The sequence below is a fragment of the Pantoea sp. EKM20T genome (assembly GCF_011800485.1).
In the GTDB taxonomy this organism is placed as follows: Bacteria; Pseudomonadota; Gammaproteobacteria; order Enterobacterales; family Enterobacteriaceae; genus Pantoea; species Pantoea agglomerans.
Window position 1 is genome coordinate 170,769 of record NZ_JAALFW010000009.1, and the last position, 20,974, is coordinate 191,742.

Here is a 20,974-nt window from a genome sequence, read left to right on the forward strand (position 1 = left end):
AAAGCCCCTGCATAGCAGGGGCTTTTTCGTTTACTTCTTCTTCGGCCAGTTGTCGTCGTCATCCCATTTATCGTTGAAATCACGATGCGGCGGCAGGTCAGGTTTGTTATCCATAAATTTTTTATGATCGATGCGTTTCAGATCTTTATAAACGTTCATCAGCACGCCAACCATCAGCAGGATCACCAGGATCCACCAGTAATCTTTAATAAATTCCATTTGCTGCTCCTTAAAACCGCCGTCAGGCGATCAGTTGTTCCATGATGCGTTGGTACATCCGGCTCAGCATCTGCAGGTCGGAGGCTTTCACACACTCATTGATTTTATGAATGGTGGCATTCACTGGCCCCAGTTCCACCACCTGTGCACCCATCCGGGCAATAAAGCGGCCATCGGAGGTTCCGCCCGTGGTCAGCAGCTGCGGCTTAATTTCATTATAGTGCGCTACAGCTTTCACGACGGCATCAACCAGCTTACCGCGCGTGGTCAGGAAGGGCTGGCCAGAGAGTTTCCACTCAATGGTGTAACGCAACTGGTGACGATCCAGCAGCTCTGCGACCCGCTGACGAATCATCTCATCGGTGAGTTCGGTGCTGAAGCGGAAGTTAAACTGCACAAACAGCTCGCCGGGGATCACATTGTTACTGCCGGTACCCGCCTGGACGTTGGCAATCTGCATGCTGGTCGCCGGAAAGAACTCATTCCCCTGATCCCACTCGGTCGCGACCAGCTCGTTCAGCGCTGGCATCGCCCGGTGAACCGGGTTATCCGCCAGATGCGGATAGGCGACGTGGCCCTGCACGCCATGCACCATCAGGTTAGCGGTGATTGAGCCGCGACGGCCATTTTTCACTACATCACCCACCACTTCCGTGCTGGAGGGCTCGCCGACCAGGCAATAGTCGAGCCGTTCGCGGCGCGCCATCAGCCGCTCAACCACTTTAACCGTGCCGTTGGCCCCGCTGGCCTCTTCATCAGAGGTAATCATAAAGGCGAGTCGCCCTCGGTGATTGGGACGCACTGCAACAAAACGTTCGGCAGCCACCACCATTGCCGCCAGCGATCCTTTCATGTCGGCCGCGCCGCGGCCAAACAGCATGCCGTCGCGGATGGTGGGTTCAAATGGCGGATTAATCCAGCGGCTGGCATCGCCAGGCGGCACCACATCGGTGTGACCGGCAAACGCCAGCGTTTCACCTTCGCCACGGGTGGCCCAGAAATTCAGGGTGTCGTCGATGTTCATCGTTTCAATCTTAAAGCCAATGGCTTCAAGACGGGCGATCAGCAGAGCCTGACATCCGGCATCATCGGGGCTGAGAGAGGGGCGACGAATAAGCTGCTGCGTCAGCTCAATGACCGGGCAAAACATATTATGACTTCTCCTGGATAGCATTCTGATAGGTGGCTTCGCTGAAACCGGCGAGCAGGGAGCCATCCGGGGCGCGCAACAGCGGACGCTTAATCATGGCGGGATGCGCCAGCATCAGCGCTTTGGCGCTGCTGGCATCGGTAACCGCGTCGCGATCACTCTCAGGCAATTTACGCCAGGTGGTGCCCCGGGTGTTAAGCAGAGCCTGATAACCCAGTGCATCGATAAACTCCTGCAGCAGGGCATCGTTCAGGCCATCCGCACGGTAGTCGTGGAAGTGATAGTCAACGCCTGCGTCTGTTAAAAAGCGCCGGGCTTTTTTTATGGTGTCGCAATTTTTAATCCCGAACATCACCCACTGCGTGCTCATTGCCCGATCCTTATTGTCCTGTGAGAAGTGAAAGCTGAAAAAAGCAGCCAAAGTGCGAGTTTACCATAGTGTGATCCGTTGCGGCATCTGCACAGGCGCGGGAATCGGGCCACAGAGCACGGCAGCGAGGTCATCGTCCGGCATCGGGTAAACGCTATCAATTTCGCAGCTAACCATTACCCTGCTTATCAATAAGAGCTTAGGAATTTCGCCATGTTGATAAAATAGTCTACCGCTGGGTTTAAAATAAATTATTTTCAACGGGGTTAAGGAGTTGCTGAAGTGTGCGTCAGCTTGCAAAACCAGCAACATTCATGTTTTTATGGCGTATGCCGATAGATATAACAGGTGTAAACGTATTCACCTGTATAAAAAAAGAGCGTAACATTGCCAGCACAATAAGAGAGGGCATTATGATTGACACCGAAATGGGAACCTGGAAAGAATTTATCGAAGCGATGTTACGCAACAAGTAACGCGCGAAGAAAAAGCAGGTTAATCCCGCTTGCTGGAATTCTTACCACACACAGAAATAAGGCGGCCACTGATATCAGTGACCGCTTTTTATTTGCGCCTCTACTTAGTCGAGCGGCTTCTCTTTGAGCGGGAAGCGGCGGCGTACCAGCACAAAGAACAGCGGCACAAAAAAGATCGCCAGCAGTGTGGCAGAGATCATTCCGCCCATCACACCGGTTCCCACGGCATGCTGGCTGCCGGAGCCCGCTCCGCTGCTGATCGCCATGGGCAGTACACCAAAGATAAAGGCCAGCGAGGTCATCAGAATCGGCCGCAGGCGCTGACGCGATGCCTCCAGCGTAGATTCCACCAGCTCGCGTCCACGGCTGTTGATCTCATTAGCAAATTCTACAATCAGGATGGCGTTTTTGGCGGATAACCCCACTACCGTCAGCAGGCCAACCTGGAAATAGACGTCATTTTCCAGCCCACGCATCCAGGTGGCGATTAGCGCCCCGACCACGCCCAGCGGCACTACCAGCATCACCGAGAACGGGATCGACCAGCTTTCATACAGCGCGGCAAGGCAGAGAAAGACCACCAGCAGCGAAATCGCATAAAGTGCCGGCGCCTGCGAACCGGAGAGCCGCTCCTGATAAGAGGCACCGGTCCACTGGAACCCGACGCCCAGGGGCAGGGCATTAACCAGTTTTTCCATCTCATCCATCGCCGTGCCACTGCTGACGCCACTGGCCGCTTCGCCGACAATCTCCAGCGATGAATAGCCGTTGTAGCGTTCAAGACGTGGGGAACCGGTCTCCCAGCGGCTGGTGGCAAACGCGGAGAAGGGCACCATTTTGCCGCTGCTATTGCGCACGTACCATTTGTTGATGTCGTCTGGCAGCATGCGGAATTCAGCGGCAGCCTGCACATAGACCTTCTTCACCCGGCCACGATCCAGGAAGTCATTCACGTAGCTGGAGCCCCACGCGGTGGTCAGGGTGTCGTTGATGGTATCCAGCGACACGCCCAGCGCCTGCGCTTTACGTGCATCAACATCGATCTGCAGCTGCGGGCTGTCATCCAGTCCATTGTGTCGTACCCGCGACAGCGCGTTGTCATTGCCCGCCATCTCCAGCAGTTTGTCACGCATCGCCATCAGTTGGGTATGACCGACGCCCGCGTGATCCTGCAGTTGCAGGTCAAAGCCGGAGCTGCTGCCCATGCCGGTGATGGCTGGCGGGCTGCTGGCAATCACCCGGCCCTCTTTGATCTTCTGGAATGCCTTCGTCGCGCGATCGATAATCGCGAACGAGGTGCGATCGGCACCGGGCCGCGCTTCCCAGTCTTTCAGCCGCACAAACAGACGCGCCACGTTTTGTCCATTGCCTCCCGGACCTGCGCCGATGGTGGAGAAGACCGACAGCACGTTGGCCTTCTCCTCGGTGAGATAATAGTTTTCAACTTTGGCGACGACGCTGGCAGTTTGCTCGAGCGTCGCGCCTGCCGGAAGCTGAACCTGCGTCAGGAATACGCCGCGATCTTCCAGCGGCAGAAACGACGTCGGCAGACGCAGAAACAGAAAGGCCATCAGGCCGATGATGCCGAGATAGAGCAGTAGCCAGCGACCGCCCTTGCGCAGGATACTCGCGACCCCGCGCTCGTAGCGGTCAGCATTGCGATTAAAGTGACGATTGAACCAGCCGAAGAAGCCGCGACGCTCAGGCTGCTCGCCCTGCGCCACGGGTTTGAGCAGCGTGGCACAGAGCGCCGGTGTCAGGATCATCGCCACCAGCACCGACAGCACCATCGCCGACACAATGGTAATTGAGAACTGACGGTAGATGGCGCCGACGGTGCCGCCGAAAAACGCCATCGGCACAAACACCGCAGAGAGCACCAGCGCGATGCCCACCAGCGCGCCCTGAATCTGGCCCATCGATTTTCGGGTGGCGGCACGCGGCGAGAGTCCCTCTTCATGCATGATACGTTCAACGTTTTCCACCACCACGATGGCATCATCCACCAGCAGCCCGATTGCCAGCACCATGGCAAACATGGTCAGGGTATTGATGCTGAACCCGCAGGCATAGAGCACGCTGAAGGTGCCGAACAGCACCACCGGCACTGCAATAGTAGGAATTAAGGTGGCACGGAAGTTCTGCATAAACAGGTACATCACGCCAAATACCAGCACAATCGCCTCCAGCAACGTCTTCACCACATCGGTGATTGACGCTTTAACGAAAGGGGAGGTTTCATAGGCGATTTTTGCTTCCAGACCGTGCGGGAAGTAGTGGGACAGCTCCTCAATGCGCGCCCGCACCAGCTTATCGGTGTTCATCTCGTTGGCACCGGATGCCAGCTTCACCCCCAGGCCTGACGCGGGCTGGCCGTTGTAACGACTCAGATAATCATACTTCTCAGCGCCCAGCGCCACGCTGGCGACATCGCCCAGCGTCACCACCGAACCATCGGGATTGTTCTTCAGGGTAATCGCCCGGAACTGCTCAGGGGTCTGCAGCATCGACTGGGCGTTGACCGTGGCGTTAAGCGCCTGTTTCTCTACCGACGGCAGGCCACCCACCTGACCCACGGCAACCTGGGTGTTCTGCGACTGGATCGCACTGACCACATCTTCCGTGGTCAGCGAATAGGCGATCAGTTTATTGGGATCGAGCCAGATACGCATCGCATATTGCGAGCCGTAAGCGTCAACCTGGCCGACGCCATCAATACGGCTTAGCGGATCCTGAATATTACTGGCGACATAGTCTGAAATATCCTGCTTATCCATGCTACCGTCGGTTGAAACGAATGCCACCATCAGAATATTACTGTCACCGGTTTTATTGACGGTCACACCCTGCGACTGCACCGCCTGTGGCAATTTGCGCAGTGCGGATTGCAGCTGGTTCTGTACCTGCTGACGGGCTTCATCGGGATTGGTCCCGGCGGTAAAGGTGAGGGTGATCTGTGCCTGGCCGGTGTTGCTGCTGTTAGAGGACATGTACATCAGATTATCGATGCCGGTCATGTTCTGCTCGATCACCTGGGTAACGGTGTTTTCCAGCGTCTGGGCGGATGCGCCCGGATAGTTAGCGGTGATGCGCACGTTGGGCGGTGCCAGATCGGGGTACTGTTCAATAGGCAGCGAAATAATCGAAAGCGTGCCACACAGGCACAGCAGAATCGCCAGAACCCAGGCAAAGATAGGGCGGTCGATAAAGAAATTCGACATTAAATCGACACTCCTCACTACTTTTATCGTTGGTCAGGCCCACCAGCAACGGGCGCTCTGGCAGGAAACTCGGCGGGTCTTTGCCACGTTTCTCCGCCGCCGTTTACTCTACGTGCGGCAGCGGGGGAAATCGTGGAGAAATTGAGGAGAAAATGTAAATTCGTTGGCTATTTGCGGCTTTCAAGCCACATCACCGTGGCGGCGACGCGTGAGCGGACATCCAGTTTCCGCAGCAGGTTACGAATGTGCACTTTTACCGTCTCTTCAGAGATATGCAGAATAGCGGCAACCTCTTTATTCGACAGGCCACGCGCCACTTCCTGCAGCACATCCCGTTCGCGCTCTGTGAGCTGACGCAGAGGATCGGCACTGTGCTGGCGATTAGCCAGATAGCGGGCGACGCCCTCGCTGAAGACCTTTTCGCCCCGTGATGCCTGCAGGATATGCGCCAGCAGGACCTCCGGCTCGCTGTCCTTGAGCAGATAGCCGTCAGCACCGGCATCCACCATGGCAAAAATATCGCTGCGGGCGTCAGAAACGGTCAGCACCAGAATGCGCGAACTGATCCCTTCATGGCGCAGCGCCTTCAGCGTATCCAGTCCGGACATGCCTTTCATATTCAGGTCGAGCAGAATGATGTCCGGTTCCTGATGGCGGGCCTCCGCCAGCGCTTCAGTGCCGTTGCTGGCTTCGGCGATCACCTCCAGCCGGGGATCCAGCGCCAGCAGCTGACGGACACCGCGGCGCATCAGCGGGTGGTCATCCACAATCATCAATGTTAATGCGGGCTGTTGCATATTTTCTCCGTTGCATAGGTTTCAGACTGCGGCAGATCAGACGGTATTGTTCAGGGACAACACCCTGTTCTGTATCGAATAGTCCGCGGTCGCAAACCGATAGATTATTTTAATAAATTAAGACCCGCTCTGGCCTGCTATTCCAGCGGGCGCGCCGGTTGCGGTGGAAAGCGCAACTCCACCCTGGTACCCCGTGGCTGTGCGTGGAGGGTCAGATGGCCGCTCAGGCGCTGAGCGCGCTCCGCCATAATAGTCAGGCCGTAATGGCCCGGCGGTTCGTCAGTGCTGTTCATCCCCACGCCATCATCGGTAATTGTCAGTAAGTGCTCACCTTTTTCACTGTGCTGATAATCCACCCGGATAACCTGCGCACTGGCGTGACGAATTGCATTCAGTAGCGCCTCACGGACGATCTGCAACACATGCACCTGCTGTTGTGCTTCCAGACTCTGCAGGCCGGTCTGATAGTTAAAGTGTATCTCTGCACTGCTCTTCTCCTGCAGCGAGGCGATCATCGCCTGCATGGCCGCCACCAGATCCGCCTGCTCAATGGTCAGACGGAAAGTGGTCAGCAGCTCACGCAGCTGACGATAGGCCTCGGCCAGCGCCTGATCGAAGTCCGCGATAATGGTATGGGCGGCGCTATCGTCTTTATCAACGGCGCGGCGCAGCAGGGTCAGCTGAATGCGTAAAAACGAGAGCGACTGCGCCAGCGAGTCATGTAATTCCCGGGCAATGGTCGTGCGCTCTTCAATCAGCAGCATCTGCTGATACTGCTGCTGTGCCTGCCAGATCCAGATAGCCCGTCCCAGCATCGCCGCCAGGCTGCGCATCAGTTCATCCGGAGGGGAGGCACCAGCTGTCTGCCAGCGCAGCTCGCCAATCTGCTGCTCGTCCTGCTGTAACGGCAGACGTTGCCACTGACCGGCTGCCTGATCATCACCGGCACGAAACTGAAACTGGTCGCTGTCGAGCCGGATCGCCGTCAGTTTCTCGCGCGTCAGTACATTGGTTAACACGGCTTCAAACAGTGCCGGATGCAGCGGGCTGGCGGTCAGCATTTGTGAGCTGTCATAGAGTAGCGACAGCGTGCGATTCGCCTGGGTTAAATCTTCTGTTTTGGCGCGCACCGTGCTTTCCAGCAGCTGGTAGTGCGAATGCAGCCGTGCCGCCATGCCGCTGAAGGCATGCGACAGCACCCGCAGTTCATTCTGCTGCTCAACGTGCAGCGGCGGAAAAGCAAAGTTGCCGCTCTCTACGTAGCGACTGGCGGTGACCAGCGCATTAAGCGGGCGCACCACCTGCAGTCGGGTAAAGCGAATCGTCATCAGTGCCAGCGCCACAATCGCAATGACCCCCACCAGGCTGCTGGCGGCCACCAGATGCATTTTCAACTCGGTATAGCGTTGCAGACCCAGCACAAAGCGATCGATTTCACCGACGTAGATTGGCACCTGCTGCTGATAAGCCACGGTATCGCCCTGTTGCAACTGTTGCTGCAGCGAGGGCCAGGCGGCACGCAGCCGTTGATAGCGAACACTTACTTCACGGGGTACCCAGGGCCGATCAAGTTTCTGCAGCACCGGCGCATCCAGCGTTTGCTGATAGCGCGCCAGATGATGAGCCAGATTTTGCGGCTGACGGCTGGCATCCCAGGCCATGCGATAGCTCTGCATGCGCAGTGAACCTGCCAGATTGATCGCCTCCGCGTCGCGCTGGCTGCTCAGGAGCGTGACTAATGCCAGACCGGTGGTGAGCAGCGACAGCAGGACAATGGCGCTGAGCGCCTGAGCGATGCTTTGAGTTACGGAACGTTTAACAATCACATGAATGGCCCTGTTGAGAGTGCGGGAATTATAAGAGCGCATTAACGTAACGCAAATGATCCATTCCCTGTTTATCGCACAGGACGTTACACATCGCACATAAAATGACCGCAACTGACAGTTCCCAGGACGTGCTGCTGTTCAACGCTTAAAAAAGGAACAGGTTTACATCGTCCCGATGTTGCTTTTCATTGCAGCGCTAATAATTCATCCAGTCATCAACTCAACCCCGATCACAGATTAAGGAGCATCCAATGAAAAAGCTGAATGCTGTCCTGGCGGGCGCATTACTGGCTACCGCCTCATTTGCCACTTTCGCCGCCGCGCCGGTCGATCAGTCGCAGGCGCAGAGTATGCAGAGCATCGGTAGCGTTTCGGTCTCCGGCGTTCGCGGCTCGCTGGACGATGCGAATCGCCAGCTGTCGCAAAAAGCGGAAGAGATGGGCGCCAGCCATTACCGCGTTATCGGTGTCGATAACCCAGGCGACTCCAGCCTGTGGAGCGGCACCGCAGAGATTTATCGCTAACCCAACCCTCCTGTTTCCATCCCTGTAGCTTTTACCGGCCTGAAAATGGCCGGTTTTTTTGTTTTTGTGCATCAGGATGGATTCTTACAAATCAGCCTGTGCATCTGCCCGGTATATTTTGCTTCGTTCTTGCAGAACGGGTAGGATTCATCGCCGTAAATTCCCGCGCTGCCTGGCACTCACTCACAGGCAAACGCACAGAGGAAAATACCCCATTTCACAGGGCATTACGCCTGAAATGGGGGCGACGACTGATAGTCAGGACAAACAGGAATGCTATGAAATCTAAAAACAAAACCCCAGGCGAGATGCGCGCTGCGAAACGACGCTGGCTCAATTCTCATGACGCCGGCTACCAGAAGGCGATGGGTAACCGTCACGTACAGATGATTGCGATCGGCGGTGCCATTGGTACCGGTTTGTTCCTGGGCGCAGGTGGCCGTTTGCAGGCTGCTGGCCCCGCCTTAGCCATCATCTATCTGGTGTGTGGCATCTTCTCCTTCTTTATTCTGCGTGCGCTGGGCGAACTGGTGTTACACCGTCCCAGCAGCGGCAGCTTCGTCTCCTACGCCCGTGAATTTCTGGGTGAGAAAGCCTCCTACGTGGCGGGCTGGATGTACTTCGTCAACTGGGCAATGACCGGCATCGTCGATATCACCGCCGTCGCGCTCTACATGCACTACTGGGGCGCGTTTGGTGATGTGCCACAGTGGGTGTTCGCCCTGGGCGCGCTGGCGATTGTCGGCACCATGAACATGATCGGCGTAAAGTGGTTTGCCGAGATGGAGTTCTGGTTTGCGCTGGTGAAAGTGCTGGCGATTGTGATCTTCCTGGTGGTGGGCGTGGTGTTCCTTGGCACCGGCAAACCGCTGGATGGCAACAGCACCGGCTTCCATCTGATCACCGATAACGGTGGCATGTTCCCACACGGCTTACTGCCTGCGCTGGTGCTGATTCAGGGTGTGGTGTTCGCCTTTGCCTCTATCGAACTGGTAGGTACGGCGGCGGGGGAATGTAAAGACCCGAAAACCATGCTGCCGAAAGCGATCAACAGCGTGATCTGGCGTATCGGCCTGTTCTACGTCGGCTCTGTGGTCCTGCTGGTGCTGCTGCTGCCGTGGAACGCCTATCAGGCGGGTCAGAGTCCGTTTGTTACCTTCTTCTCGAAGCTGGGCGTGCCTTACGTTGGCAGCATCATGAATATCGTGGTGCTGAGTGCGGCGCTCTCCAGCCTGAACTCGGGCCTCTACTCAACCGGGCGTATTCTGCGCTCCATGTCGATGGGTGGCTCTGCACCGAAATTCATGTCTAAGATGAACGGTCAGCAGGTGCCTTATGCCGGTATTCTGGTGACCATCGCCGTCTATGTGATTGGTGTGGTGCTTAACTACTATGTGCCTTCTCAGGTGTTTGAGATCGTCCTGAACATCGCCTCGCTGGGGATTATCTCCTCCTGGGCCTTTATCGTGGTTTGTCAGCTGCGTCTGCGCAAAGCGATTAAAGAGGGCAAGGCGGATGATGTCAGCTTCAAGCTGCCAGGCGCGCCGTTTACCTCATGGCTGACGCTGCTGTTCCTGTTCAGCGTGCTGGTGCTGATGGCGTTTGACTACCCGAACGGGACTTACACCATCGCCTCCATTCCGCTGATCGCGGTATTGCTGGTGCTGGGATGGTTTGGCGTGCGTAAGCGTGTTCACGCCATAGCTGAGACCGAACAGGATCATCACGAAGAGGAGCCTCAGCCGACCCGACTGGCTGACGACACCTCGCGCTGATAAGCGCTGCAGCAATCAGGCCAGCCTTCGGGCTGGCTTTTTTTTGGCGTAAACCGCCTCATTCACCGCGAGAATTAGGATAGTTTTCCCGCAAGCTTGCCCCTATGATGAAAGGCTCCCTTTATGCGGTAGCGGAGTCCTCATGTCGTTTAAGATCAACATCATCAAAGATAAGCTCCTGTCCGAAAACTGGTTTGTGCTGCGTAACTACACCTATGAGATCACCGATCGTCGTGGCGAGGTTATCCGCCATAAACGTGAAGTCTACGATCGCGGAAACGGGGCGACCATCCTGCTCTATAACCGTGAAAAGAACAGCGTGGTCCTGACGCGCCAGTTCCGTATCGCCACTTACGTCAACGGTAACGAGGGCGGCATGTTAATTGAAGCCTGTGCCGGCTTGCTGGACGACGACTCTCCGGAAGATTGCATTCGCAAAGAGGCGATTGAAGAGACCGGTTATGCGGTGGGCGAGGTGGAGAAACTCTATGCCTGCTATATGTCGCCGGGCGGCGTCACTGAATTGATCCACTTTTTCGCGGCAGAATATAATGAATCGCTGCGCGACAATGCGGGCGGCGGCGTTGAAGATGAGTCGATCGACGTGCTGGAACTGCCTTTCCCTGATGCACTGGCAATGGTCGCCGATGGCCGCATTCGCGACGGCAAAACCGTCATGCTGTTGCAGCATGCGCAGATTGCTGGCTGGCTGATACCATAAAAAATCATGCAGTTAGCCTGTTGCAGCGTGACGGCGTTGAGCGTGGAAAGTGAAGCATAATCCACTTTTCATGCACGCTTTTTAAGCAGTTAACTGCGCTTTTTGCACAGGTTCACAGAATGGGAACCCTGGCAGGCCCGTTGATGCGCTATCCTCTCCACTCTGGGTATTCGGGGATCGATTTTCTTAATGTCGTATTGGATGAAATCGCTGTGGCTGTTGCCGTCTCTGTGGGTTGCCTGTGTTCAGGCGGAACCGTTGCAAAAGTCATTCAACGACTGGCAAATCACCTGCAACAATGAAGCCTTTTGCGTGGCGCGCAATATTCCGGGCGACAAAGGGTTAGTGATGACGATTTCGCGGCATGCGGGCGTCAACGATCGCCCCTTGCTGCGAATCGACTACGGCAGTGCCTACAGTGGCGCGCTGCCTGGCGGTTCGCTTCAGGATAACCTGCTACTGGATCAGCGCCGTCTGAAACCCGACCTCAAACACTGGACGGTTGAACCGCACCATCTTGCCACCAGCAATGCCATCGCAATTGATGAGTTTCTTGATCTGGTGATGGAGGCGAAAACCCTTCAGCTCACTTTCGATCCCAATGCGCTGATCTCCCTGCGCGGTATGAAGGCCGCACTGTTGCTGATGGATGACACCCAGGGGCGGGTCAACAGCATGAGCGCATGGGTCAAACGTGGCGATCGCGCCAGCTGGGATGTTCCACCACCGCCTGCGCTGCCGCCATTGCCGCCTGCTGTCGAGCCACCCGCGGCATTGACGCGCGACGAGACCAGCGGATTAATTGATTACGGCACCTGGCGGGTCAATACCGACTCCTGCTCACTCGATCCACTGCGCCGTGAAGTCAGCGTGGCGCCACTCACCGATCAGCGCGCGCTGCTGCTGGTGAGTTGTGAAATGGGGGCTTATAACGTGATCGATCTGGCGTTTGAAGTGACGCGCAGCCAGCCGTATGTCGCGCGCGGCATCACCTTAACTCTGCCGTTTACCCCACCAGGTGCCAGTGATCGACAGCTTGAGCTGATTAACGCCGAATATGATGCGGCCAGCGGCCAGCTCTACACCTTTGGTAAAGGACGTGGGTTGGGTGACTGCGGCAGTGCCACTCGCTGGCAGTTTGATGGCACGCGTTTTGTGTTAGCGGAGTATGCGGAAGAGTCGACCTGTGACGCCTGGCACAGCAGTGATGACTGGCCAACCCTGTGGGTCAGCCAGTCTGACGGTGGCGTACAGCAGCGTTAACGAATCGCCTGCACCATCATCGGTGAGCCAAGCTGATTACCGACCAGTTCGGCCAGCATATTATTCACGCCGTCGCTCATTGGCGTAAAGCGGGTCAGCGGCGAGCGTGTCACCACCACAAATACCCCCACGTTATGCTGCGGCACCATCGCCATATAGGTGATGAAACCGCCGCCGCCGCCGGTTTTCTGAATAATGCCAGGGCGACCATTTTTCGGCCCCATAAAGACCCAGCCCATCCCCAGCGCATCTGCTTTACCCGGCACATCCATGCCTTCTACTTTGCTCAGCTGATCGCGACGATAGATCAGCGTCTGCAGTCGATCGATCTGCGGCGTGCGGTGGTTAACAGAAGAGTTAAGGAACTGCTGCATCCAGCGGCCCATATCATCCGGCGTTGAGTAAACGCCGCCGCTGCCAATCGCCGCCAGGGTGTTATTGCACGGACTGGCCCCTTTTTCCGCCACCATCAGGCGTCCGCACTGCTCTGGCGACGGCGTAAACGTCGTGTCCTTCATGCCGAGCGGGCGGGTAATCAGCTGCTGAAACAGCGCCGGATAGGGTTTGCCGGTGGCGCGCGACAACGCATCACCCAGCAGATCGTAGCCCAGGTTGGAGTAGGCGGCACTGCTGCCTGGCGCCGCTTTGAGGTTAGCGCGCGACAGCCACGCCCAGCGTTCACCACGGGTCGGCCAGACAAATACCGGACGCTGCGCTTTGCCGCCTGGCTGTTCGCGAGGCAGTCCGCTGGTGTGGGTCGAGAGATTGATCAGGCGAATGGGCTGACCATTGTAGGTGGGCACGCGTGAACCCGGCGGCGCATATTTACTCAGGGGATCGTCGAGGCGGATCTGTCCGCGCTCAGCCAGCTTCACCATCACTTCACTGGTCATCAGCTTACTCAGCGAGGCGATGCGAATCAGCGAATCTTTCTGCGGACGGACATTGTTGCCGGGACGGGTTTCACCAAAGCTGGCGAACACCCGCTGATTACCATCAATCGCCACCAGTGCCATGCCGGTTGCACCGCTGCCGTAAAAGATATGTTCCGCATAGCGATCAACAATCTGAGAGGCCAGCAGTGGATCGGGCGCGACCTGCGCCATGCTTTTTAATGGAAGCAGTGAAACCATCAGGGCCAGTAAATAGGGTGTGCGCATGTTCAACGGAAGTGGCTTCGCTATAAAATCGGAGGAAATCTGCCTTCACTCATCGGGATGCATCAGGACAGAACCGCGTTATCCTGGCAGAACAACAGCAGGAACAGACGGACAGCCAGCGCACAGGCAGCATTAAGTATGACGGCTCTATAGTAATGAGTTTGCGCAGGGCGGGAAGAGGGGAATGGAGTTTTTTTTATGTATCAGGCTATAAGTGGAAATGGCCCTTCCCGGTGAGCCGGGAAGGGCATAAGCATTAAACTGGCTTGAGTAATGCTTCAGCGTGGCTGACGATATTCTCAACCGTGAAGCCAAACTCCGGGAACAGCTGACTGGCCGGGGCGGATTCACCAAAGGTGGTCATACCGACAATCGCACCGTCCAGACCGACATACTTGAACCAGTAGTCAGCAATACCCGCTTCTACCGCCACACGCGCTTTCACGCCGCTCGGCAGTACGGATTCGCGGTAAGCGGCATCCTGCGCATCAAACAGGTCAGTAGAAGGTAGTGAAACCACCCGAACCTTGTGACCGCCTGAAGTGAGCTTATCCGCTGCACCCAGGGTGATCTCAATCTCTGAACCGGTCGCGATCAGAATCACTTCTGGTATGCCGTCGCAATCCTTCAGCACGTAGCCGCCGCGTTTGATGTTTTCGATCTGCTCCGGGGTACGTTCCGGCTGCAGCAGATTCTGACGCGAGAGGATCAGCGCTGTCGGACCGTGATGACGTTCGACGGCGGCTTTCCACGCTACAGCCGTTTCGACCTGATCGCACGGACGCCATACGCTCATGTTTGGTGTCAGACGCAGGCTGGCGATCTGCTCTACCGGCTGGTGCGTCGGGCCATCTTCGCCCAGACCGATGGAGTCATGGGTGTAGACCAGAATCTGTCGTGCCTTCATCAGCGCAGCCATACGCGCGGCGTTTCGCGCATATTCGACAAACATCAGGAAGGTTGCGGTGTAGGGAACGAAACCGCCATGGTGCGCGATACCGTTACCAATCGCCGTCATACCAAATTCACGCACGCCGTAGTGAATATAGTTACCGGCCGGATCCTCTTTGATCGATTTAGAACCTGACCAGATGGTGAGGTTACTCGGTGCCAGGTCAGCAGAACCGCCGAGGAACTCCGGCAGCATTTTGCCATAGGCTTCCAGCGAGTTTTGTGACGCTTTACGGCTGGCGATTTTCTGCGGGTTAGCCTGCAACTCCTGAATGAAACGGGTCGCTTCGGTTTCCCAGTTGGCGGGCATTTCGCCATTCATCCGGCGCTCATACTCTTTCGCCAGCTCTGGATGGGCTTCTTTGTAAGCCGCAAATTTTGCATCCCAGGCTTTTTCACGTTCAGCACCCGCCGCTTTGGCATCCCACTGCTGGTAGATTTCAGCCGGGATCTCAAACGCCGGATAGTTCCAGCCGAGCTGTTTGCGGGTCAGGGCAACTTCTGCCTCACCCAGCGCCGCGCCGTGCGACTCCTCTTTACCGGCTTTGTTCGGCGAACCGAAACCGATAATAGTGCGGCAGATAATCAGTGAAGGCTTATCGGTGACGCTCTGCGCCTCTTTGATCGCCTCACGAATGGCATCAGCGTCATGGCCGTCAATGTCGCCAATCACATGCCAGTTGTAGGACTCAAAGCGTTTATGGGTGTCGTCAGTAAACCAGCCTTCGGTCTCGCCATCGATCGAGATACCGTTATGGTCATAGAAGCCGATCAGTTTGCCGAGACCCAGGGTCCCCGCCAGTGAACAGACTTCGTGCGAGATGCCTTCCATCAGACAGCCATCGCCCATAAACACATAGGTGTGGTGATCGACAATCTCATGATCCGGACGGTTAAACTGCGCGGCCAGCGTGCGTTCTGCAATGGCTAAGCCCACGGCGTTAGCCAGTCCCTGACCCAGCGGGCCGGTGGTAGTTTCAACGCCTGGGGTGTAGCCGATTTCCGGGTGACCTGGCGTTTTAGAGTGCAGCTGACGGAAATTTTTCAATTCTTCAATCGGCAGGTCATAACCGCTCAGGTGCAGCAGGCTATAAAGCAGCATCGAGCCGTGGCCGTTGGAGAGGATAAAGCGGTCGCGATCAAGCCAGGCGGGATTGGTCGGATTATGCTGGAGGAAGTCGCGCCACAACACTTCGGCGATATCGGCCATTCCCATTGGCGCACCAGGGTGGCCTGAATTTGCCTTCTGTACCGCATCCATGCTCAGTGCACGAATCGCGTTTGCCAACTCTCTGCGTGAGGACATAAAGTTCTCCCTTGTTATGCATCAGGGCGGGAAAGTCCCGCCCGACTAAAATAAAGACTACAGGCGTGCGGCGAGCACATCTTCCAGCTTCTGCTGGTCAACCGCGAACTGGCGGATGCCGTCAGAGAGTTTTTCAACTGCCATTGGATCCTGATTATGTTCCCAACGGAACTCCGCCTCGGAGAGCGGCGACGGCTGGTGGAAACCTTCAGTTGAAGGCTCCAGTTTGCGCTCAAGCGGCGCATCACTGTTCTGCAACTCTTCCAGCAGGTTAGGTGACAGGGTCAGGCGGTCACAGCCTGCCAGCGCGATAATCTGCTCCACTTTACGGAAGCTGGCGCCCATGATGATGGTGCTGTAACGATGCTTTTTGTAGTAATCGTAGATGCGACGCACGGATTTCACGCCCGGATCTTCATCTGCCACGTAGGGGTCCATGGGTTTGCGCGAGTTATACCAGTCGTAGATGCGTCCAACGAACGGGGAGATCAGGAACACGCCCGCTTCGGCACAGGCACGCGCCTGAGCAAAGGAGAAGAGCAGTGTCAGGTTGCACTGGATGCCGTTTTTCTCCAGCTCTTCCGCTGCGCGGATGCCTTCCCAGGTTGAGGCCAGCTTAATCAGTACGCGTGAGCGATCGATACCGTGCTCTTCATACATCCGAATCAGTTTTTCTGCTTTGGTCACACACATGCCACGATCGAAGGAGAGGCGCGCATCCACTTCGGTCGAAACACGGCCCGGTATGCTTTTCAGGATTTCCATACCAAGGTTGATCGCCACTTTGTCGCTGGCGTTAATAATCTGCGTCTCTTTGCTGCCGCCCTGTTTTTTGGCGTACTCAATCGCGTCATCCATCAGGTGCTTATACCCTTCGAGACCGGACGCTTTCAGAATGAGTGAGGGATTGGTGGTGGCGTCTTCCGGATGGTAATTACGAATCGATTCGATATCACCACTGTCCGCCACCACGGTGGTGAACTGTTTTAGGGCTTCTAGCTGGTTCATCTCTAAACTCCTTGAAAAGAAAAATGAAAGCGAACAGGGGGCACCTCAGGCCTCGCAGCCGGTCTGTGGCATGTTCTGCTACCGGGAACGCGAACCCATAACATTGCAACAGAGAGTTTCTGATGAACATGCGGTTTCTCTGATTGTTGCGCTGCGAGGCGGTGCGAAGGAGCCGTCATGCGGTGTTAACCGTGGGGTGCGCCATATTCCACCCATAAGCATAGCAGTCAGGAGGAATGACGCAGGCCACACTGTAGCAATCTGTGCCCTGTAAAAAAGAAGAGGCCGATCAGGCGAGAGGTAAGCGCAGCGCGGGTTGAGACGCGCGCTGCAGCGGCAGAAACGATCAGACTGGCAGATTCAGCCAGTTCTTCACCGGCAGGAAATCGCGATAGAGGGCGGCTTCAGGTGAGTCGGCATCGGGCTGATAATCATATTCCCAGCGCACCAGCGGGGGCATCGACATCAGGATCGATTCAGTGCGACCGCCGGTCTGCAGACCAAACAGCGTGCCGCGGTCCCACACCAGATTAAACTCCACATAGCGACCACGGCGGTAGAGCTGGAACTGGCGCTCACGATCGCTCCACGGGTGATCTTTACGGCGCGCCACAATCGGCCGATAGGCATCCATAAAGCCGCGGCCTACCGCCTGCATAAAGCTGAAGCTCTGCTCAAAGTCGGGCGTGTTGAGATCGTCAAAAAACAGGCCGCCAATGCCGCGCTGCTCATCACGATGCTTCAGATAGAAATAGTCATCACACCACTTTTTATAGCGCGGATAGACATCCTCGCCAAAAGGCTGGCAGAGGTCAGCGGCAGTCTGGTGCCAGTGCAGCGCATCTTCTTCGAAGCCATAAAAAGGGGTCAGGTCAAATCCGCCACCAAACCACCAGACCGGATCGGCACCCGGTTTCTCCGCGATAAAAAAGCGCACGTTGGCGTGGCTGGTGGGCACATAGGGATTGTTCGGGTGGATCACCAGCGACACGCCCATCGCTTCAAAGCTGCGACCCGCCAGCTCCGGCCGGTGTGCAGTGGCGGATGCCGGCATCTGATCGCCATGCACGTGCGAAAAGTTGACGCCCGCCTGCTCAAACACCGCGCCGTTGCGCAGCACACGGCTCTGACCGCCGCCGCCGCCAGGGCGCTGCCAGCTATCTTCAGCAAACGCTGCGCCGCCATCTTCAGCCGCCAGCTGGTTACAAATCTCATCCTGCAATGCGAGCAGGAACGCTTTTACGCGGGAAATATCAGCCATTTTTTCGCTTATGGTTTGTCAAAGTCTGACGCGATTATACGCAAAACCGCGCCGCTTGCATGAGTGCGGCGAGTCGCACGGCCTGAACCGACGACATGCATCAGGCGTTGCGGCGATCAAACTCATCAAAGTAATTGACGATGCCGCTGGCAATAGCCGAGGCGATTTTCTGACGAAACGCGGTGGTGCCGAGCAGCTGCTCTTCACGCGGATTAGTAATAAAGGAGGTTTCGACCAGCACCGAGGGGATCGACGGTGACTTGAGTACTGCGAAGGCCGCCTGCTCGGTGTGCTGGCTGTGAAGATGATGAACCGGGCGGATCTGATCCAGTACATGCTTGCCCAGCGTCAGGCTGTTTTTGATGGTGTCCGTCTGCACCAGATCGAACAGAATCTGCTGCAGATAGTGATCCTGCTGCTGCGCTTTCACGCCACCCAGCTTGTCCGCATCGTTCTCCCGCTGTGACAGATAACGCGCCATCGAGCTGCTGGCACCGCGATTAGAGAGCGCAAACACCGAGGCACCGCTGGCATCGGGACTGGTAAAACCGTCGGCATGAATCGACATAAAGAGATCTGCGCCGTGCTGGTGGGCGATCTCCACCCGCTGATAGAGCGGAATAAAGTGGTCGCTGTCGCGGGTCAGACGCACTTCTATACGCGGATGGCTCTGTAGCTGACGTTGTACGTTGCCGGCAATCTCCAGCACGATGTGTTTCTCTTCGGAACCCTCTTCGCCAACGGCACCAGAGTCGATGCCGCCGTGACCGGGGTCGATCATCACGATACGTTTACCGTTCTTTGCGGGCGGGGCAGGGCGCGAGTGACGATTTGCACCAGTAAGCGCAGACTGCTCTTTAGCCTGAACCGCGCGCGGCGATAAAATGGCCAGAGCCAGCCCGGAAAGCAGTAACTGACGGCGATGAATCAAACGTTTAAGCAGGTGCATGTGCGGGTCCGGTAACAGGAATCTTGCCGGTGTTATAGCCTAAGGGGCTGCTGCCTGCGATCACAGAACCATTTCAGGGCATTACTTTGTATTGCAGGTCGCGAACAGTAAATTTGCGCTTTTTTATTTGTCGCCCGTCATGGAGGGTTGCGTGCGGCAGAGAATGCGTGATAATCAGCAAATTGTGCTTATTTGCAGGTAAAGAAGATGGAAATCCGCGCCTTCCGCCAGGAAGATTTTGAAGAAGTGATCACCTTATGGGAACGTTGCGATTTGTTACGGCCATGGAACGATCCTGAGCTGGATATCGAACGCAAAATGAATCACGACCCCGATCTCTTTCTGGTCGCTGAAGTGGGCGGCGTGGTCGTGGGCACACTGATGGGCGGCTATGATGGCCATCGCGGCGCGGCTTACTATCTGGCCGTGCATCCCGACTATCAGGGACGCGGCTTTGCGAATGCGTTGATGAACCGTCTGGAGAAGAAGCTTATCGCGCGCGGCTGTCCGAAACTGCATCTGATGATCCGCGAAGAGAATGATCAGGTGGTGGCGTTCTATGAGAAGCTCGATTATGAGCCGGTTGATGCGCTGCTGTTTGGTAAACGTCTGATCGAAGATCGTGAATACTAAGCCGTCACCGGGCTATCTGCCGGACGAGTATGACGCCAGAGGGCAGCTGCGGCTGCCGTTTCTTTTTTGGCTGATCCTGTTACTCCAGGCACGGACCTGGCTGCTGCTGGTGATGGCCGGGGCGTCACGGCAGCAGGGCAACGATCTGCTGGCGCTGTTCTATCCGGATCGTCAGGCGTTCTGGATCGGTCTTGCGCTGGGTTTACCGGCGCTGGCGGGCCTGCTGCTGACCGGGTATCGCACCCGCCTGCCGCGACTCTGGCAGCACTGGCGCAGCGTGCTGGCGCTGTCGCTGCTGGTGAATCTGCTCTGGCAGGGAATGCAGTTTGTGCAGGGCGATCTGCTCACCTCACCGCTGCCATTGCTGCTGACGCTCTTTGACCTGCTGGCGCTGATCTGGCTGCAATCCAGCCGCCGCTGTCGCGACTGCTTTCTGCCCGAACATCATCTTCACTAAACTTTTTGTCGCTTTGCGACTCCAATCAGTTCCGCCTTTCCGGCATCGCATTTACAGGAGTTCTCATGAAAGCTGTTCGTTCCACGCTACTGATCGCCGCGGTTGTACTGAGCGGCTGTGCCAGTTCGGGTTCCGGCGCTGACAGCAGCCAGCAGGCAAGCTGGTGGAATCCGCTGACGTATCACTGGTCTTCGGCGCTGCCGTGGAACTGGTTCGGTTCCTCGCTGACCGCGACTGAACAGGGTGTGGGTGGGTTAACTGCCTCGACCGCCATGAAAGAGGACGCGATTAATGCCGGACTGAACGGTGACTATAGCCTGCGTCAGGGCATGCGCAGCCAGAATGGTCAGGTGGTCTCTTTCTGGCAGGCGCTGGATGATGGCAACGTTAAGCTGGTTATTTACGGGCAGTCGCAGGTCGAACGTATTGAGGTCATGGACAGCGCAATCGCCAGCAGCGATGGCAGCAAAGTGGGTGATGTCTTCAGTAATAAGTTCAGCAAAGCCTTCGACAACTGCACCTTAGCCAGCGGCACCGATGCGCGTGACGTGGCGTGCCGTGCGCCTGGCAGTCAGCATCTGACCTATGTTTATCAGGGTGACTGGCATGGACCGGAGGGCTTAATGCCCTCGGACGATACGCTGAAAAGCTGGAAAATCAGCAAGATTGTCTGGCAGCATTAATTCCTCGTCTTCAGCGCGCCGCCCGTCAGGCGGCCGCTGAGCCTCCCGAAACCTTTGCCGGCGCGCACGGCACGGGGTTCCTCCTCCCTATCGGCTTTTGCTGATTTCTGCATAAACAGTGCCGTCGTCTTATGCTTTTTTCGACTTTGAAATCATCAAACGATATATAAAACCGTTACTGGTTTTCACTGAGTTATAAATAAACTGGTGCCTCAGCGGGT

19 protein-coding genes are annotated in these 20,974 nt (G+C 56.5%); 8 read left to right on the plus strand and 11 right to left on the minus strand.

Annotated elements, in window-relative coordinates:
- Window positions 1–30: 30 nt before the first annotated feature.
- The 3 genes from HFD94_RS16490 to HFD94_RS16500 are packed head-to-tail and all read right to left on the minus strand — an operon-like array spanning window position 31 to window position 1,739.
- Window positions 31–219: a YpfN family protein gene (locus tag HFD94_RS16490; protein WP_003848800.1), complete on the minus strand. Its 189-nt coding sequence runs from the start codon at window positions 217–219 to the stop codon at window positions 31–33.
- Between the two features lie 22 nt (window positions 220–241).
- A complete protein-coding gene (gene dapE / locus HFD94_RS16495) occupies window positions 242–1,369 on the minus strand; it encodes a succinyl-diaminopimelate desuccinylase (protein ID WP_010671351.1) in 1,128 nt (375 codons plus the stop codon).
- A gap of 1 nt (window position 1,370) precedes the next feature.
- The gene (locus HFD94_RS16500) at window positions 1,371–1,739 is read right to left on the minus strand and encodes an ArsC family reductase (RefSeq protein WP_010671352.1); all 369 of its coding nucleotides are present in this window, start codon (window positions 1,737–1,739) and stop codon (window positions 1,371–1,373) included.
- 284 nt (window positions 1,740–2,023) lie between these two features.
- Between HFD94_RS16500 and HFD94_RS16505 the strand changes: the two genes are divergently transcribed.
- Window positions 2,024–2,215 (plus strand): hypothetical protein, encoded by a 192-nt coding sequence (locus HFD94_RS16505; protein ID WP_010259981.1) that lies wholly within the window; start codon window positions 2,024–2,026, stop codon window positions 2,213–2,215.
- Window positions 2,216–2,319: 104 nt separating this feature from the next.
- Here HFD94_RS16505 and acrD read toward each other — a convergent pair whose 3' ends face one another.
- From acrD to narQ, 3 genes are all read right to left on the minus strand, one after another.
- A complete protein-coding gene (acrD, locus tag HFD94_RS16510) occupies window positions 2,320–5,436 on the minus strand; it encodes a multidrug efflux RND transporter permease AcrD (RefSeq protein WP_022624153.1) in 3,117 nt (1,038 codons plus the stop codon).
- A gap of 167 nt (window positions 5,437–5,603) precedes the next feature.
- The gene (locus tag HFD94_RS16515) at window positions 5,604–6,233 is read right to left on the minus strand and encodes a response regulator (RefSeq protein WP_122889733.1); all 630 of its coding nucleotides are present in this window, start codon (window positions 6,231–6,233) and stop codon (window positions 5,604–5,606) included.
- 137 nt (window positions 6,234–6,370) lie between these two features.
- Entirely contained in the window at window positions 6,371–8,059 is a 1,689-nt protein-coding gene (gene narQ / locus HFD94_RS16520) for a nitrate/nitrite two-component system sensor histidine kinase NarQ (RefSeq protein ID WP_029519734.1), read from the minus strand.
- A gap of 254 nt (window positions 8,060–8,313) precedes the next feature.
- On the opposite strand from narQ, the gene HFD94_RS16525 reads away from it, so the two are divergent.
- The 4 genes from HFD94_RS16525 (at window position 8,314) to HFD94_RS16540 (ending at window position 12,345) form a co-directional block, all read left to right on the plus strand.
- Window positions 8,314–8,586 (plus strand): DUF1471 domain-containing protein, encoded by a 273-nt coding sequence (locus HFD94_RS16525; RefSeq protein ID WP_010671356.1) that lies wholly within the window; start codon window positions 8,314–8,316, stop codon window positions 8,584–8,586.
- A gap of 278 nt (window positions 8,587–8,864) precedes the next feature.
- Window positions 8,865–10,361, plus strand: a complete 1,497-nt coding sequence (gene ansP, locus HFD94_RS16530) for an L-asparagine permease (protein ID WP_010671357.1) — start codon at window positions 8,865–8,867, stop codon at window positions 10,359–10,361.
- A gap of 142 nt (window positions 10,362–10,503) precedes the next feature.
- Window positions 10,504–11,082 carry a GDP-mannose pyrophosphatase NudK gene (nudK, locus tag HFD94_RS16535; RefSeq protein WP_010259968.1) on the plus strand — a complete coding sequence of 193 codons (579 nt, stop codon included), beginning with the start codon at window positions 10,504–10,506 and terminating at the stop codon, window positions 11,080–11,082.
- Window positions 11,083–11,271: 189 nt separating this feature from the next.
- Window positions 11,272–12,345, plus strand: coding sequence for a DUF1176 domain-containing protein (locus HFD94_RS16540; RefSeq protein ID WP_010259965.1), 1,074 nt, complete (start codon window positions 11,272–11,274; stop codon window positions 12,343–12,345).
- On the opposite strand, the gene ampH is transcribed toward HFD94_RS16540, so the two are convergent.
- The 5 genes from ampH to amiA form a co-directional block, all read right to left on the minus strand.
- On the minus strand, window positions 12,342–13,505 hold the full coding sequence (ampH, locus tag HFD94_RS16545) for a D-alanyl-D-alanine-carboxypeptidase/endopeptidase AmpH (protein ID WP_010259962.1): 1,164 nt from the start codon (window positions 13,503–13,505) through the stop codon (window positions 12,342–12,344). The genes HFD94_RS16540 and ampH overlap by 4 nt on opposite strands.
- Window positions 13,506–13,761: 256 nt before the next feature.
- Window positions 13,762–15,762, minus strand: a complete 2,001-nt coding sequence (gene tkt, locus HFD94_RS16550) for a transketolase (RefSeq protein WP_158131460.1) — start codon at window positions 15,760–15,762, stop codon at window positions 13,762–13,764.
- 57 nt (window positions 15,763–15,819) lie between these two features.
- Window positions 15,820–16,770 (minus strand): transaldolase, encoded by a 951-nt coding sequence (gene tal, locus HFD94_RS16555; RefSeq protein ID WP_010259954.1) that lies wholly within the window; start codon window positions 16,768–16,770, stop codon window positions 15,820–15,822.
- A 346-nt stretch (window positions 16,771–17,116) separates the two neighbouring features.
- Window positions 17,117–18,031 carry an oxygen-dependent coproporphyrinogen oxidase gene (gene hemF / locus HFD94_RS16560; protein WP_167433301.1) on the minus strand — a complete coding sequence of 305 codons (915 nt, stop codon included), beginning with the start codon at window positions 18,029–18,031 and terminating at the stop codon, window positions 17,117–17,119.
- A gap of 100 nt (window positions 18,032–18,131) precedes the next feature.
- Window positions 18,132–18,980, minus strand: a complete 849-nt coding sequence (amiA, locus tag HFD94_RS16565; protein WP_010259947.1) for an N-acetylmuramoyl-L-alanine amidase AmiA — start codon at window positions 18,978–18,980, stop codon at window positions 18,132–18,134.
- Between the two features lie 207 nt (window positions 18,981–19,187).
- Between amiA and HFD94_RS16570 the strand changes: the two genes are divergently transcribed.
- The 3 genes from HFD94_RS16570 to HFD94_RS16580 all read left to right on the plus strand — a co-directional run bounded on the left by HFD94_RS16570 (window position 19,188) and on the right by HFD94_RS16580 (window position 20,753).
- A complete protein-coding gene (locus tag HFD94_RS16570) occupies window positions 19,188–19,613 on the plus strand; it encodes a GNAT family acetyltransferase (protein ID WP_003848834.1) in 426 nt (141 codons plus the stop codon).
- The gene (locus HFD94_RS16575; protein ID WP_010259942.1) at window positions 19,603–20,070 is read left to right on the plus strand and encodes a DUF2919 family protein; all 468 of its coding nucleotides are present in this window, start codon (window positions 19,603–19,605) and stop codon (window positions 20,068–20,070) included. Before HFD94_RS16570 ends, HFD94_RS16575 begins: the two co-directional genes overlap by 11 nt.
- A 65-nt stretch (window positions 20,071–20,135) precedes the next feature.
- A complete protein-coding gene (locus HFD94_RS16580; protein WP_122889729.1) occupies window positions 20,136–20,753 on the plus strand; it encodes an RpoE-regulated lipoprotein in 618 nt (205 codons plus the stop codon).
- The last annotated feature ends 221 nt before the right edge of the window (window positions 20,754–20,974 follow it).